Origin of the sequence: Halomonas sp. FeN2 (assembly GCF_020595105.1) — a bacterium.
GTDB classification, from domain to species: Bacteria; Pseudomonadota; Gammaproteobacteria; order Pseudomonadales; family Halomonadaceae; genus Vreelandella; species Vreelandella neptunia.
On record NZ_CP074200.1, the window covers coordinates 3,917,239 to 3,931,513 of the forward strand.

11 protein-coding genes are annotated in these 14,275 nt (G+C 55.0%); 8 read left to right on the forward strand and 3 right to left on the reverse strand.

Annotation, left to right across the window (positions count from 1 at the left end):
• Positions 1-37 precede the first annotated feature (37 nt).
• From odhB to sucD, 4 genes are all read left to right on the forward strand, one after another.
• Positions 38-1,612 (forward strand): 2-oxoglutarate dehydrogenase complex dihydrolipoyllysine-residue succinyltransferase, encoded by a 1,575-nt coding sequence (gene odhB / locus KF947_RS18085; protein ID WP_227404711.1) that lies wholly within the window; start codon positions 38-40, stop codon positions 1,610-1,612.
• Between the two features lie 135 nt (positions 1,613-1,747).
• Entirely contained in the window at positions 1,748-3,187 is a 1,440-nt protein-coding gene (gene lpdA / locus KF947_RS18090) for a dihydrolipoyl dehydrogenase (RefSeq protein WP_223287807.1), read from the forward strand.
• A gap of 164 nt (positions 3,188-3,351) precedes the next feature.
• Entirely contained in the window at positions 3,352-4,518 is a 1,167-nt protein-coding gene (gene sucC, locus KF947_RS18095; RefSeq protein ID WP_088701079.1) for an ADP-forming succinate--CoA ligase subunit beta, read from the forward strand.
• A complete protein-coding gene (sucD, locus tag KF947_RS18100; protein ID WP_007111115.1) occupies positions 4,518-5,390 on the forward strand; it encodes a succinate--CoA ligase subunit alpha in 873 nt (290 codons plus the stop codon). Before sucC ends, sucD begins: the two co-directional genes overlap by 1 nt.
• A gap of 105 nt (positions 5,391-5,495) precedes the next feature.
• Here sucD and KF947_RS18105 read toward each other — a convergent pair whose 3' ends face one another.
• A complete protein-coding gene (locus KF947_RS18105) occupies positions 5,496-6,521 on the reverse strand; it encodes a lysylphosphatidylglycerol synthase transmembrane domain-containing protein (RefSeq protein ID WP_223287806.1) in 1,026 nt (341 codons plus the stop codon).
• Positions 6,499-7,617 carry a glycosyltransferase family 4 protein gene (locus KF947_RS18110; RefSeq protein WP_223287805.1) on the reverse strand — a complete coding sequence of 373 codons (1,119 nt, stop codon included), beginning with the start codon at positions 7,615-7,617 and terminating at the stop codon, positions 6,499-6,501. Before KF947_RS18110 ends, KF947_RS18105 begins: the two co-directional genes overlap by 23 nt.
• 278 nt (positions 7,618-7,895) lie before the next feature.
• On the opposite strand from KF947_RS18110, the gene KF947_RS18115 reads away from it, so the two are divergent.
• From KF947_RS18115 to KF947_RS18125, 3 genes are all read left to right on the forward strand, one after another.
• Positions 7,896-8,312 carry a CopG family transcriptional regulator gene (locus tag KF947_RS18115; protein WP_133731112.1) on the forward strand — a complete coding sequence of 139 codons (417 nt, stop codon included), beginning with the start codon at positions 7,896-7,898 and terminating at the stop codon, positions 8,310-8,312.
• Positions 8,313-8,335: 23 nt separating this feature from the next.
• Positions 8,336-9,457: an alpha/beta hydrolase family esterase gene (locus tag KF947_RS18120; RefSeq protein WP_227404712.1), complete on the forward strand. Its 1,122-nt coding sequence runs from the start codon at positions 8,336-8,338 to the stop codon at positions 9,455-9,457.
• Positions 9,458-9,601: 144 nt separating this feature from the next.
• Entirely contained in the window at positions 9,602-11,227 is a 1,626-nt protein-coding gene (locus KF947_RS18125) for a methyl-accepting chemotaxis protein (RefSeq protein ID WP_227404713.1), read from the forward strand.
• 124 nt (positions 11,228-11,351) lie between these two features.
• Here KF947_RS18125 and KF947_RS18130 read toward each other — a convergent pair whose 3' ends face one another.
• Entirely contained in the window at positions 11,352-13,292 is a 1,941-nt protein-coding gene (locus tag KF947_RS18130; protein ID WP_227404714.1) for an exoribonuclease II, read from the reverse strand.
• Between the two features lie 173 nt (positions 13,293-13,465).
• Here KF947_RS18130 and KF947_RS18135 point away from each other — a divergent pair, with 173 nt between their 5' ends.
• On the forward strand, positions 13,466-14,263 hold the full coding sequence (locus tag KF947_RS18135; protein WP_227404715.1) for an HAD family hydrolase: 798 nt from the start codon (positions 13,466-13,468) through the stop codon (positions 14,261-14,263).
• The last annotated feature ends 12 nt before the right edge of the window (positions 14,264-14,275 follow it).

The following is a 14,275-nucleotide window of genomic DNA, read 5'->3' on the forward strand; positions in this document are numbered from 1 at the left end:
CGACCACCGGATTTAGAGAACATATAAGGGAAACGACATGGCTACTGAGATCAAAGCGCCAACCTTTCCGGAATCCGTTGCCGAAGGCACAGTGGCGGCGTGGCATAAAAAGCCGGGTGACAGCGTTGAGCGTGACGAGCTGATTGTTGAGATCGAAACCGACAAAGTGGTGCTGGAAGTCGTCGCACCGGAAGCGGGTACCCTGACCGACGTAATGGCCGAAGAGGGCGATACCGTTGAGTCAGAACAGGTGCTGGGCAAAATCGGCGAAGGCAGCGCGTCTGGCAGCCAAAAAGAAGAGAAATCTTCTGGCGATGACAGCGCTGAAAAATCTGAAGAGAAATCTGAAGGTAAGAAAGAAGAGAAAAAAGCCAGCGGTGGCGGCAAGCAACACGACGTAAAAGCCCCCAGCTTCCCTGAGTCGATCCAGGAAGGCACGGTAGCGACCTGGCACAAAAAAGTCGGCGAAGCGGTGAAGCGCGATGACGTGCTGGCCGACATCGAAACCGATAAGGTTGTGCTGGAAGTGGTCGCTCCGGCCGATGGTGCCCTGGCTGAAATTAAAGCCGAAGAGGGAAGCCAGGTTGAATCCGAAGCGATTCTCGCGACTTTCACCGAAGGTGCCGGTGGTGACAGCGGTAGCGAGAGCGGTGGCGATTCAGCGTCCGCGAAATCAGACAGCAGCGATGACGATGGCGCCGATGAAAAAGTCGGTGACAAAATCCTCGCCCCAGCCGCACGTAAAATGGTTGCCGAGCACGACCTGGACGTTGCCAAGATTAATGGCACCGGCAAAGGTGGCCGCATATTGAAAGAAGACGTGCAAAAAGCGGTAAAAGACGGTTCCGCTAAGAAAGCTGCGAAATCGGCCGCACCGGCGAAAGCCGCCACTGCACCGGCTGCCGAGGGTGAGCGCATCGAGAAGCGCGTACCTATGAGTCGTCTGCGTCAGACCATCGCCAAGCGCTTGGTTCAGGCGCAGCAAACCGCGGCGATGCTGACCACTTACAACGAAGTGGACATGACTGAGATCATGGCCCTACGTGCGCAGTACAAAGAGACTTTCTTAAAAGCTCACGATATCAAGCTGGGCTTTATGGGCTTCTTTGTAAAAGCGGCGTCAGAAGCGCTCAAGCGATTCCCGGACGTTAACGCCTCTATCGACGGCACCGACATCGTTTATCACGGTTACCAGGATATCGGCGTAGCGGTCTCCACCGACCGTGGTTTGGTCGTGCCGGTACTGCGTGACACCGACAGCATGAAAATTGCTGACGTCGAGCGTAAGATTGTCGATTTCGGTAAGCGTGGTCGTGACGGTAAGTTGGGCATGGACGACATGATCGGCGGCACCTTTACCATCACCAATGGCGGCACCTTCGGTTCGTTGATGTCGACCCCGATCATCAATCCGCCGCAAACCGCTATTCTGGGCATGCACAAAATCCAGGATCGTCCGATGGCAGTCAACGGCAAGGTCGAGATTCGTCCGATGATGTATCTGGCACTCTCATATGACCACCGCATGATCGACGGCAAAGACGCCGTTCAATTCTTGGTTACTCTCAAAGAGTTGCTGGAAGACCCGGCTCGTCTGCTGCTGGATGTCTAAAGCATAAGCGTCGTATTTATTGAAATAGTGATTCAGTACGCTACTGCTTAACCAGGATTTATCTGCAATCGCACTTAGCCTCCCGCCCGGTTTTAGTCAATAACGGGGGGAGGTCAGCAAGCTAAAGGAGCCAACATGGCTGATAAGTTTGATGTGATCGTTATCGGTGCCGGCCCTGGTGGTTACGTTGCCGCCATTCGTGCTGCACAGATGGGCCTAAAAGCGGCCTGTATTGAAAAATGGATTGGTAAAGAGGGCAATGTTGTCCACGGTGGCACCTGCTTGAACGTGGGCTGCATCCCGTCTAAAGCACTGCTTGAAGCCTCCCACAAGTTCGTTGAAGCCAAGCACGATTTCGACGATATGGGCATTCAGGCTGGCGACGTATCCATGGACGTCACCAAGATGATGGCGCGCAAGGACAAGATCGTTAAGAACTTGACCGGCGGCATTTCAGGTCTGTTCAAGGCCAACGGCGTTACCGCCATCGAAGGTACCGGTAAAGTGGTTTCCGGCAAGCAGGTTGAAGTCACCGACAACGACGGCAATACCACTACCTATGATGCCGACAACATCGTTATCGCTGCGGGCTCAGTACCGGTGGAAATTCCTCCGACCCCGCTGACCGAAGGCCTGATTGTCGACTCTACCGGCGCGCTGGAATTCACCGAAACACCGAAGCGTTTAGGCGTGATCGGTGCCGGTATCATCGGTCTTGAGCTGGGTAGCGTCTGGAATCGCCTGGGCTCTGAAGTTACCGTACTTGAAGCTATGGACTCCTTCCTGCCGATGGTGGATACCACCGTCGCAAAAGAGACGCAGAAACTGCTCAAGAAGCAAGGCCTGGATATCAAACTGGGTGCTCGCGTCACCGGATCGGAAACTAACGGTGAAGAGGTTATCGTTAAGTACACCGACTCAAATGGTGAGCAAGAGATGACCTTCGACAAACTTATCGTTTGTGTCGGCCGTCGCCCCTACACCAAAGGTGTCATCGCTGATGGTGTCAGCATCGAGTTAGATGAGCGTGGCTTCATCTTTGTTGACGACCAGTGCCGTACCAACGTCCCGGGCGTTTACGCCATCGGTGACTGTGTACGCGGTCCGATGCTGGCGCACAAAGCGTCTGAAGAAGGCATCATGGTGGCGGATATCATCGCTGGCCATAAAGCAGAGATGAACTACGACACCATTCCTAGCGTTATTTATACCTACCCGGAAGTTGCATGGGTCGGTATGACTGAGCAGGACGCCAAAGCGAAAGGCATCGAAGTCAAAACCGGTACCTTCCCGTTCGCGGCCAGTGGCCGTGCAATGGCGAACAACGCCACCGAAGGCAGCGCCAAAATCATCGCCGATGCGGAAACTGACCGCATTCTCGGTATGCACATCGTGGGTCAACACGCTGGCGAGATGATTGCCCAAGGCGTGATTGCCATGGAATTCGGCTCTAGCGCCGAAGATCTGGCGTTGACCTGCTACGCGCACCCGACCATGTCGGAAGCTGTTCACGAAGCAGCGCTTGCGGTGGAAGGCCACGCGATTCATATGGCCAATCGTAAGAAGCGTAAGTAATTCAGTAAGTAACAACGAAGCGCCACCTTTTAATGGTGGCGCAAACTTTCGGCTTTGTCTTAATCCACAAAGATCGAAAGAACGGGGATGGCCAGTTCTTTTAAGACTGTTCTTAAAAAAAGCTGATCATCGTTCGAGTCACATGCAACCAATGGCATGAATCGATGAATCTTCACGAGTATCAAGGTAAACAGCTGTTTGCCGACTATGGTCTACCAGTGTCTAAAGGCTTTGCAGTCGACACGCCCGAAGAAGCGGAAGAGGCTTGCAAAAAAATCGGTGGTGACATGTGGGTGGTTAAAGCCCAGGTGCACGCCGGTGGCCGTGGTAAAGCGGGTGGCGTTAAGCTGATTAAAGACCCGGCAGAAGCCAAAGCATTTGCTGAGCAGTGGCTAGGTAAAAACCTGGTAACCTTCCAGACTGACGAAAAAGGTCAGCCGGTTGCCAAGATTTTAGTTGAAACCTGCACTGACATCGCCGACGAGCTGTATCTCGGTGCCGTTGTCGACCGTACCACCCGTCGTGTTGTCTTCATGGCCTCTACTGAAGGCGGTGTTGAGATCGAGACGGTTGCGGAAGAGACTCCGGAAAAGATTCTGAAAGCTGAAATCGATCCGCTGGTCGGCGCTCAGCCGTACCAAGCGCGTGAGCTAGCCTTTGCTCTGGGCCTGAAAGGTGACCAGATCAAACAGTTCACCAAGATTTTCTTAGGTCTGTCTCAGTTGTTCCACGACAAAGACCTGGCGCTGTTGGAAATTAACCCGCTGGTTGTTACCGACGAAGGCAATCTGCACTGCCTCGACGCCAAACTTGGCCTGGATAGCAACGCACTGTACCGTCACCCCGACCTGCAGGCCATGCGTGATCCTTCGCAAGAAGATCAGCGCGAAGCCGATGCGGCGAAGTGGGAACTTAACTATGTCGCACTGGATGGCAACATCGGCTGCATGGTTAACGGCGCAGGCTTGGCCATGGGCACCATGGACATCGTCAACCTGAGCGGCGGCAAGCCCGCTAACTTCTTGGACGTTGGCGGCGGTGCCACCAAGGAGCGCGTTGCAGAAGCGTTCAAAATCATCCTCTCTGACGACAACGTTAAAGCCGTACTGGTTAACATTTTCGGCGGTATTGTACGTTGCGACATGATTGCTGAAGGCATTATCGGTGCCGTTGAGCAAGTAGGCGTCAATGTACCGGTTGTCGTACGTCTGGAAGGTAACAACGCCGAACTGGGTGCTGAAAAACTAGCATCTAGCGGTTTGAACATCATCGCGGCTACTAGTCTGACCGACGCGGCTCAGCAGGTCGTTAAAGCGGCGGAGGGCAAGTAATGAGCATCCTGATCGATAAGAACACCAAGGTCATCTGCCAGGGCTTTACCGGTGGCCAAGGCACGTTCCACTCCGAGCAGGCGATTGCCTACGGCACGCAAATGGTCGGTGGTGTTACGCCGGGTAAAGGCGGCCAGGAGCACCTCGGTCTGCCCGTTTTCAACACTGTGAAAGAAGCGGTAGAGAAAACCGGCGCGGAAGCCAGCGTTATCTACGTACCGGCGCCGTTCTGTAAAGACTCAATCCTTGAAGCGGCCAACGCCGGTATCAAGCTGATTGTGTGCATCACTGAAGGCATCGCCACGCTAGACATGCTCGAAGCCAAAGTGAAGTGCGACGAGCTGGGCGTACGCCTGATCGGCCCGAACTGTCCAGGTGTTATCACTCCGGGCGAATGCAAAATCGGCATCATGCCGGGTCACATTCACCAGCCGGGCCGCGTAGGCATCGTATCTCGCTCTGGTACCCTGACCTATGAAGCCGTTAAGCAGACCACTGATCACGGTTTTGGTCAGTCTACCTGTGTAGGTATCGGCGGTGACCCGATTCCGGGTTCTAACTTCATCGACATCCTTGAGATGTTCGAGAAGGATCCGAAAACCGAAGCCATCGTTATGATCGGTGAAATCGGCGGTACGGCTGAAGAAGAAGCGGCAGCTTACATCAAAGCTAATGTTTCCAAGCCCGTGGTTTCCTACATTGCCGGTGTGACTGCACCTCCTGGCAAGCGTATGGGCCACGCGGGCGCAATCATCTCTGGCGGTAAAGGCACCGCTGACGAGAAGTTTGCTGCTCTTGAAGACGCCGGTGTTAAAACCGTGCGCTCTTTGGCTGAAATCGGTGATGCGCTGAAAGAAGTCACCGGCTGGTAAGCCATTGACGTTTAGCTGCACGCTATAAGGGCGCCCCGAGGGGCGCCCTTATTCATTCCTGCACATTTAATGTTGTTCTGGATAATGTTTCTATGGCTAATGTTGCTATGGCGTCGGTGAGCGGCGCAGCATTCGGTAGCTATACAGCACAAACAGCGGTGCGCCTGCCGCCAAATATAAATGGTAGCTGACCAACCGCCACACCAGAACCGCTGCAGCGGCCTGTTCGCGCTCCATTAGCGGCAGCAACAGGCTACCCACGCCTACCTCAGCGGCACCCGCGCCGCCGGGCAGAAAACTAAATTGGCTGGCTGCCATCGCCAGCATTTGCGTTAAAAACGTCCACATCCAATCTGCATGACCGCCTACCCCCAGCACTGCTAAATAGAGCAAGCTATAACGCATCAGCCAGTGTGCCGTCGTCAGCGCTAGCATGGCGATCAGTATACTGAGCGGGAGCTTAAGGGTGACCTTTAACGCATGCCGACAGCGCAAGAGGCGCCGTACGAGCCAGCGTCGCTGATATCGGCTTGGCCATGGCGTGTTCACACCGGGTGAGCGCAAGAGGCTGGGTAGATAACGCATTACGATAATCACCAGCGCTGCCATGAACGCTAATCCTACCAGTGCCCACTGCACAAGCGACTGATGTGGCCATTGGGTGTCGCTTAGCATTGAAAAGAGCACCAGACCGCTTAGCATGGCCAGGAAGAACAGTAAGTCGCAGCCTTGATCAATCAGGAACACTGCCGCGCCCTTGGCAGGCGGGAAACCGCGCCGTGCAAGCAACAACAACAGGGTCGCTGGGCCACCGCTGCCGCCTGGGGTGGCGCACAGGGCAAACTTGGACGCCAGTTCGATACCCAGCGCGCCGCGCTGGCCGAGCCTGCCCGCACGGCCACCCAGCATCAAACGTAGCCTTGCTGCATTCAGGTTCCAGCACAGAAAGGCCATCACCAGCATCAATAACAGCAGCCCAAGTGGGAAGTGTTTGACGCGCTGCAGTGCTTCAACGCCACCTAGCCAAGCGGTGAGCACTAGTGGTGCAATCAGCGCTAAGGCAATCATCACACCATGGATGGGTCGCCACTTCAGTAGCTGACGGCGACTAGTGGTGTTGGTGGAGTGCATACGGTTGGCTGCCGTGGCAAAGCTGCTGATAGTGCTCCAGCAGGGAATACATGACACCATCCCAGTTGAAGTGGCGCTCTACATGGCGGCGCGCATAGCGCCCACTGGCGGCGACATCATTACTGAACAGTGCCACGCACGCCTCTGCCATGGCAATGGGGTCAAGCGGTTTGCATAAAATACCCGCTCCCAGCGGCACGTTTTCTGCCAGCGCCCCAGCGCGCGCAGCGACTACCGGAATGCCACTGGCCATGGCTTCTTGAGCAATCAAGCCGAAGGTTTCGCGGGTGCCTGCGTGCAGTAGGGCATCGCTACTGGCCAGTGCTTTGGCTACCTCATGGGCGCCGCAACAGCGATCCACAATGGTAACGTTGCTGGGTACGTGATGTGGCATGCCGGGGCCCATTAGCAACAGATGGTAATCGCTGCCTAGCTTGCGCATCGTCGCCAGCAGTACATCAATATTTTTCTCGCGGGAGTAGCGCCCCACAAAGATCAGCAGCCTTTTCTCGCTGGGTATGCCCATGGTTTTGCAGAAAGTATCGTCACGCTGCTGGGGGTTAAATTGGGTTAAATCGACGCCCAACGGCTGAACGCGGACGTTATCGACGCCCCAATCCCTAAGCCGGTTAGCCATGGCGTTACAGGGCGCCAGCACGCTATCAAACTGGCTATAAAGCGTCGTGACATATCGGGTTAAGCGTTTCTCAACGAAGCGCCCAAAGCGGTCTCCCATCAGACGTGGGAGGTCGGAGTGATAGAAACCGACCACTGGCACACCGAGCCGTTGACCTGCCTCGAGTGCCGCCCAAGCGGTTACATAGGGGTCGCCTGCCTCAATAAGGTCTGGTTTTAGATCGACCAGGGCATCACGCCATGGCGAGCCTCGTAACGGAAAGCGATAGCCTTGACCTAAGGGCAGGTGTAACGCCGGTAAAGTGTGGTGGTCGCCCAAACTATCGCGCTCTGCTCCCGGAACCAGCAGGCTGGTTCGTAGCTGTGGGAGGTGTGAAAAAACGCGGTGTTTAGCCTGTAAGTAGGTACGCACACCGCCGCTGGCGGGGGCATGAAACATCGTCACATCGGCAATGTGCAATCTAACCTCCAACCCCAAAGAGTGTCATCGTTTCACCATAAAGGAGAAATAAGTCAGTTCAGCGACAACGGAGCCCGCTTTTTATTTTCTGTTATTCAAGTGTATTTGAGGTTTCGAGCTGGACTATTTCTCGGCATTGTCTATTCTAACCATCCATATGGATGCCATATGGATGTTATATGGATTCCATTTAGAGTTAATTGATGCGCGACCGGTATGTGATTGCCAGTTAGTAGGTATCAATAAGCGTTTTATGATGAGCAAAAGAGACATCACCTATGAGCGTGCACGAACTGCGCCGCAAAAGCGGCGACTCCAGCGAGAAGATCACCATCAATCTGGGGGTCGTTGACCTGGGGCAGATAGACCTGCTGGTTCAGGAGGGGTTTTACTCCAACCGAACCGATCTGATTCGCACCGCCATTCGCAACCAGTTGGTGACCCATGCCGAGGTCGTTAAAGAGACCGTCACCCGCAAGTCGTTTGTACTCGGGCTTGAGCACTATAGTCGTGCGGATCTAGAAGCCCTGCAGTCGGCAGGGGAGAAATTGCAGATTCAGGTTCTGGGTATGGCCAGTATTGCCGACGACGTTACGCCGGAGTTAGCTCTTGCCACCATCGAGTCGGTGGTCGTACTGGGCGCACTGCACGCTAGCAAAGCGGTCAAGGCCGCCCTGGCGGATCGAATCCACTGAATCACTCAATAGGGACATTGATCATGATCGACGCCACTATGTCGAAGCGAATGGAAGAAGCAACGCGACTCACCCGTGCGGGGAAACTGCATGAGGCCATGGCTCTCCTTCAGGGCGGCGAGCCCGAAGCCAGGCGAGAGGAAACGTCAGAAAACGCTTACCGAGGTGGCGATACCATCGATGGAACCTGGCAAGTTGTTGATAAAGACGACACGGTAACCAAACCAACGTCAGAGGCCCCAACTTCTGCCTCAGGCCACGCTCGTCAAACGAACGCAGGCGCCTTCACGGCCGGTAGTTTCAGCAACCGCGTCGGCACACGCGATTACAAGCTGTATATCCCCAGCGGCTATCACGGGCAAGCGCTGCCGCTAGTGGTTATGCTGCATGGTTGCACGCAGAATCCCGATGATTTCGCTGCTGGAACCGATATGAACCGGCTGGCCGAAGAGCAGCTGTGTTGCGTGCTCTATCCGGCCCAGCCGATGACCGCCAACAACTCCAAGTGCTGGAACTGGTTCAAGGCCGAAGACCAGCAGCGTGAGGGCGGTGAGCCGGCAATTTTGGCGGGCATGACGCGTCAGATTATCGCCACCTACGGGCTCGATGCCTCTCGTGTCTATGTGGCAGGGCTCTCGGCAGGCGCCGCCATGGCGACCACTCTGGCGATGACCTATCCCGATCTTTTTGCTGCGGTAGGCGTGCACTCTGGGCTGCCCCATGGCGTGGCCCAGAGTCTTCCCGATGCCTTGGGGGCAATGCAGGGCGGCACAGGGCCGCTCGGTGGCGGTAATCAAGCAAAAGGAGCCGGATGGGGCTCGAATGTGCCAGCGATTATCTTTCATGGTGATCGTGACACCACCGTGCACCCCAGCAATGCGGATCGAGTAGCCGCCCAGTACAGCACATCGCGTCAAGCAGGGGCGACGGTAGAGCAGGGGAAGGTGGCCAATGGCCATGCCTATACACGTACCACGCATCACAATGAGAAGGGCGAACCACACATGGAGCAGTGGTGCATCCACGGCGCGGGCCATGCTTGGTCAGGAGGTAGTAAAAAGGGCAGCTATACCGACCCTCAAGGCCCTGACGCTACCCGGGAAATGCTGCGGTTCTTTCTTCAGCATCGGCAGATAGTGTCATAGAACTGGCCGATATTCGCTCACGCGCGGGTAGGGTAGATACTCTTTAACTCTGTATAAAAGTTGACAATAGTTTGCAAAGGGTGAGTTACAGTTTTCATTCTTGTTGCCTACAATCTTAGTCCTCTTACTTATTAGGATGTGGCTATGCTTTCCCGGTTCAAGATTGGCACTCGCTTAGCGTTAGCCTTTGGCTTAGTTTCGCTTTTTCTTTTGGGCACCTTAGTGGCGGGGGTGGTAGGTATCACCGTTACTAAAGATACGGCTCAAAAAACCTTGGACACGGATGTTGCTCTAGCCAGTAATGCTGCTGAGATTCAGCGGTTGGCGTTGCTTGCTCGGCGTTATGAAAAGGATATGTTTATCAATATCGACAGTCCCGAACGGGTAGCGGACTATCAGCAACGTTGGGTGGCGGCCATTGAGGCAATTCGGACTGCCCTTCAGGAGGGAGAAGAAATCGCGAGCCAAGATAGTTTAGATTCTCTCTATCAGCAGGCACAAGGCGCTCTTCAGGGGTATGAAGAGGGCTTCATGCAGGTGTTTCGTCGAATCGAGGGAGGCAGTATTTCCGATACCTCCCAAGCCAACCAGGCGTTTGGTGAACATAAAGATAGTATCTATCGGCTGGAGGAATTAGCTGATGAGATCAGTTCGGCGGCGGGTTCGGGCGTTCAAATCGCTAATGAAACGATAAACGCTGAGTACCGGTTAGCACTTTGGCAACTGTGCATCTTCGCGGGAGTGGCGCTGTTGATGGCAGTGGCACTGGCTATTGCCATTACGCGAAGTATCGTACTGCCGTTGCGAAGAGCCGTAGAGGTCACCCAGCGTGTAGCGGAAGGCGATTTACGCCACGATGTTGTATTCACCGGACGTGATGAAACAGCACAGCTATTGAGTTCTATGGCTCACATGAGCAAAGAGCTTACGACGCTGGTCGCCTCACTACGTGACTCAAGCGAAAATGTTTTGCACGGTGCCAATGAGATTGCCAAAGGCGGGCAGGAACTCGCTGCTCGTACTGAGCAGCAAGCAGCTGCCTTGCAGGAAACGGCTTCAAGTATGGAGGAGATGACGGCAACGGTTCGCCAGAATAGTGATTCAACCAAAGAGGCTGATACGCTGGCCCATAATGCTTCGCAGCAGATGCAAAGTAGTGGTGAAGAAGTTTCCCGAAGTGTGGAATTAATGCGCGAAGTGACAGCCGCATCGCTAAGCATGGATAAGATCGTTGAGGCAATCGATACAATTGCATTTCAAACCAATATCCTGGCTTTAAACGCCTCCGTTGAAGCGGCGCGTGCTGGTGATAAAGGCCGTGGGTTTGCAGTGGTCGCGACGGAAGTTCGTGCGTTAGCAAGCCGCAGTGCCGCTTCAGCAGGTGAAATACGCAGCATGCTCGACGATACGCGTAGCAAAATAAAGCTATGTTCTGACCAAGCGGAGCGAGGCGCTGCGACCATAGGTGAGACGGAAGCGGTGATCCAGCGGCTAGCTATGTTGATGGTCGAGGTCTCCTCTGCCACTCGGGAGCAAAGTAGTGGTATTGAGCAGATCAATACTGCTATTACTGAAATGGATTCTACCACTCAGCAAAACAGCACCTTGGTCCAGCAATCGACTAATGCAGCATTTTCCTTGGAAGATCAGGCTGGGCGACTTCGCGAGTTGGTAGCTGCCTTTCAAATAGATGAAGCTGTTGTGCAAAAGGCAACAGATTATAAGCCTACAACGGCTTTACCCTCGGCTCCAAGACATGCAGAGTTTTAAGTCAGCAGCTATGCATTTACATTGATGTGAACGATAGGGCTGATTAAATGAAGGCCTGAACTAAAGAAACAACAACGGCGCTATTAGGCGCCGTTGTCGGTTTTTGCGATTAAACACGTTCGCTTTACTCAGCAGGTTTAGCCACCAGTGAGCGAGTCTCTTCACGGGCTTCGGTCAGTGCTACCCGAATAGGATCGCCAAGCTTATAACGCTCTTCACCCTCAATTTGAATACGCCCCTCTTTATCGTCAATCACCACTTTACTGCGGTCACTGTGCATTAAGGGCGCTGGCACAAACGCCGTCGCGCCATTCTCCAGCAGACGAACGCGCATACCGCCACGGTTGATGGCCATGATTTCGGCCTCAAAGGTGTCCTGGTTCTGCGCGGAGGGCGTCAGGTAACGCACGTAGAGCCAATCCTTCACATCGCGTTCGGCCATACGGTTCAGGCGGCGACGCTCCGTCAGCTGCTCGGTGAGCTGCTGGGTCGCCTCGGCGGGTGCCTGTTCGCCTTTAAGCACGCGCTTGATCAGGCGGTGGTTGACCATATCGCCATACTTACGAATCGGCGACGTCCAGGTGGCGTAGGCAGCCAAGCCTAAACCAAAGTGCGGGCCGGGCTGAGCGGACATCATGGTAAAGCCCTGGAAACGGCGCAGACGCGCATCCAGCCAGGCGTCGTCGCGGCTTTCCAGCGCACGCTTCAGCTCAGTGTAACGGGCAAGCTCGGTGAGCGCTTCACGCTCGACGATGATCTCTTGCCCGGCCAGAAACTCCTGGGCGGCTTCGGCTTTTTCCGGCTCAAAGGCGCGGTGCACGTTGAAGATACCGTGGCCGATATGCTGGGCCAGGAAATCCGCGCAGCAGGCGTTGGCCACAATCATCGACTCTTCGATCATGCGGTTGGCAATGCGGCGCTCTTCGGTGCGCACCGCCAGTACATTACCGGCGGCGTCGAGATCAAACACGTAGTCCGGGCGGTCTTTAAACACCAGCGCGTGTTCATTGCGCCAAGCGGTGCGCGCCTCGGTCAAATCACGCAGCGCAGTAAGCTGCTCGGCGATCTCATCCGCAGGTGCCCAGTCGCCTTGACCTTCGATCCAGTCGGAGACGTTGTCGTAAACGAGCTTGGCGTGAGATTTAACGTTCGCCGCAAAAAAGCGGTAATCGCCCAGGCTGCCGTCAGCATTAATATCCAGCGTACAGGCCAGCGCGGGGCGCTCCTTGCCTTCCCACAACGAGCAGAGATCATCCGCTAGCTGCTCTGGCAGCATAGTGACGTTTTGGCCAGGCAGGTAAACGGTAAAAGCGCGAGTGCGGGCTTCCAAGTCAGCCGCATGGCCCTCTTCCACATAAGCGGTGGGGTCGGCAATCGCCACGCTCAACCGCCAGCCGCCTTCCGCACGAGCAGCGACATGCAGCGCATCATCCATATCGCGGGTCTTCTCACCATCAATGGTGAAGAAGGGCGTGGACGTTAAGTCTTCGCGAGTCAGGCCTTCATCAATTAACGGCCAGTCGGTGCCTGCATCGGGGCACTCTTGCTCCAGCGCATGGCGAGCCAGCGTAACGCGCCACGGCACTGCCGGGTCATCGCTTTTCGCAACCAATTCATCAATCTGGGCAAAGAAAGCGCGGTCGTCGGCTTTTAGCGGATGGCGTACCAAGCGAGCGACGACCCAGTCGCCGTCAGCAATGGTGTCCTCATCAAGGCTGTTCTTTATCCGCGCCTTGATAATATTTTTAATCGACGGATGGTCGGGGACGACAGATAGGCGGCCCTCACGTTTCTGCACGCGGGAAACAAACCGATCAAGACCCGCTTCAATCAGCTTTTCCGGCTCAATGGACTTTTTGTCACCGTTCTCGTGAATCACGCCTTCCACGCGATCACCGTGAATCACCTGCTTCATGGCGGGCGGCGGCACGAAATAGGATTCACCGTCGTCGGTTTCGAGAAAACCGAAACCTTTGTCGGTGGCTTTGATCACCCCTTCAGCGCGGGGGGTGGTTTGACGAATCTGTTGCTTGAGCTGGGCAAGCATGGCGTTGTTCTGAAGCATGAGCTCAATCAGTTGGCGAGAGTTAGGCTGCCACTATACGGATTCCCGCAGGCTGCGCCAATTGTCGCTACGCGATGTTGGCCCTGATGTTGGCGTTGGTAACGGCGAGTCAAAGGCTTACATGCGCTCAAGGGAATCGGTTAAGCTGAATATTCATACTCACGGAGCGCGCTATGAAACCTCGCCTGATTGTTTCTGACCTGGATGGAACCCTATTAGGAAGCGACCACACCCTGCACGAAAGCACCGTCGAGGTGCTAAGAGCATTGGTAAAGCAAGGCCATCATGTCGCGCTCGCCTCGGGTCGCCACTACCACGATATGAAGGTGTTTCGTGATCAGTTAGACATTCCTGCGCACTTGATCAGCACCAACGGCGCCTATGTTCACGACCCCGTAGATACTCTGCTGGCGGCTAATCACCTTGCGCCTGAACATGCAAAGACGCTGATCGGTCTTCCGCGTCCGCCTCAAGTACGGCTTAACCTTTATCGCGAAAGCGGCTGGCATATTGATTCAGAGGCTCCACATTTATTATCACTTCACGCTTCTACCGGTTTTGGCTATGAAGTCGTGCCCCCCGCGCAAATGGACGCTAATGGTGTAGGCAAAGTGCTCTATCTAGGCGATCCAAAGGCGCTAAAACAGCTAGAAGCCCAGGCGCAAGAGGCCCACGGCGACGGGCTGCATATTACCTATTCCACGATTGATTCTCTGGAAATCATGGCCGGTGGGGTCAACAAAGGCGTGGCGCTGTCATCACTGCTGGAACGGTTGGGCTTAACGCCTGCAGATTGCCTAGCGTTTGGCGATAATCTTAACGATACCGAAATGCTCGATTTAGCAGGGGAAGCCCAGGTAATGGCCAATGCTCACCCGGCGCTATTTGATCGTGTCACCAGCGCTGAGCGTATCGGTCACCATGGTGAGGCCGCCGTTGCCAAGTGGTTGAGAAAGCGGTTTGGAATTTAAGCGCAAGGAGCG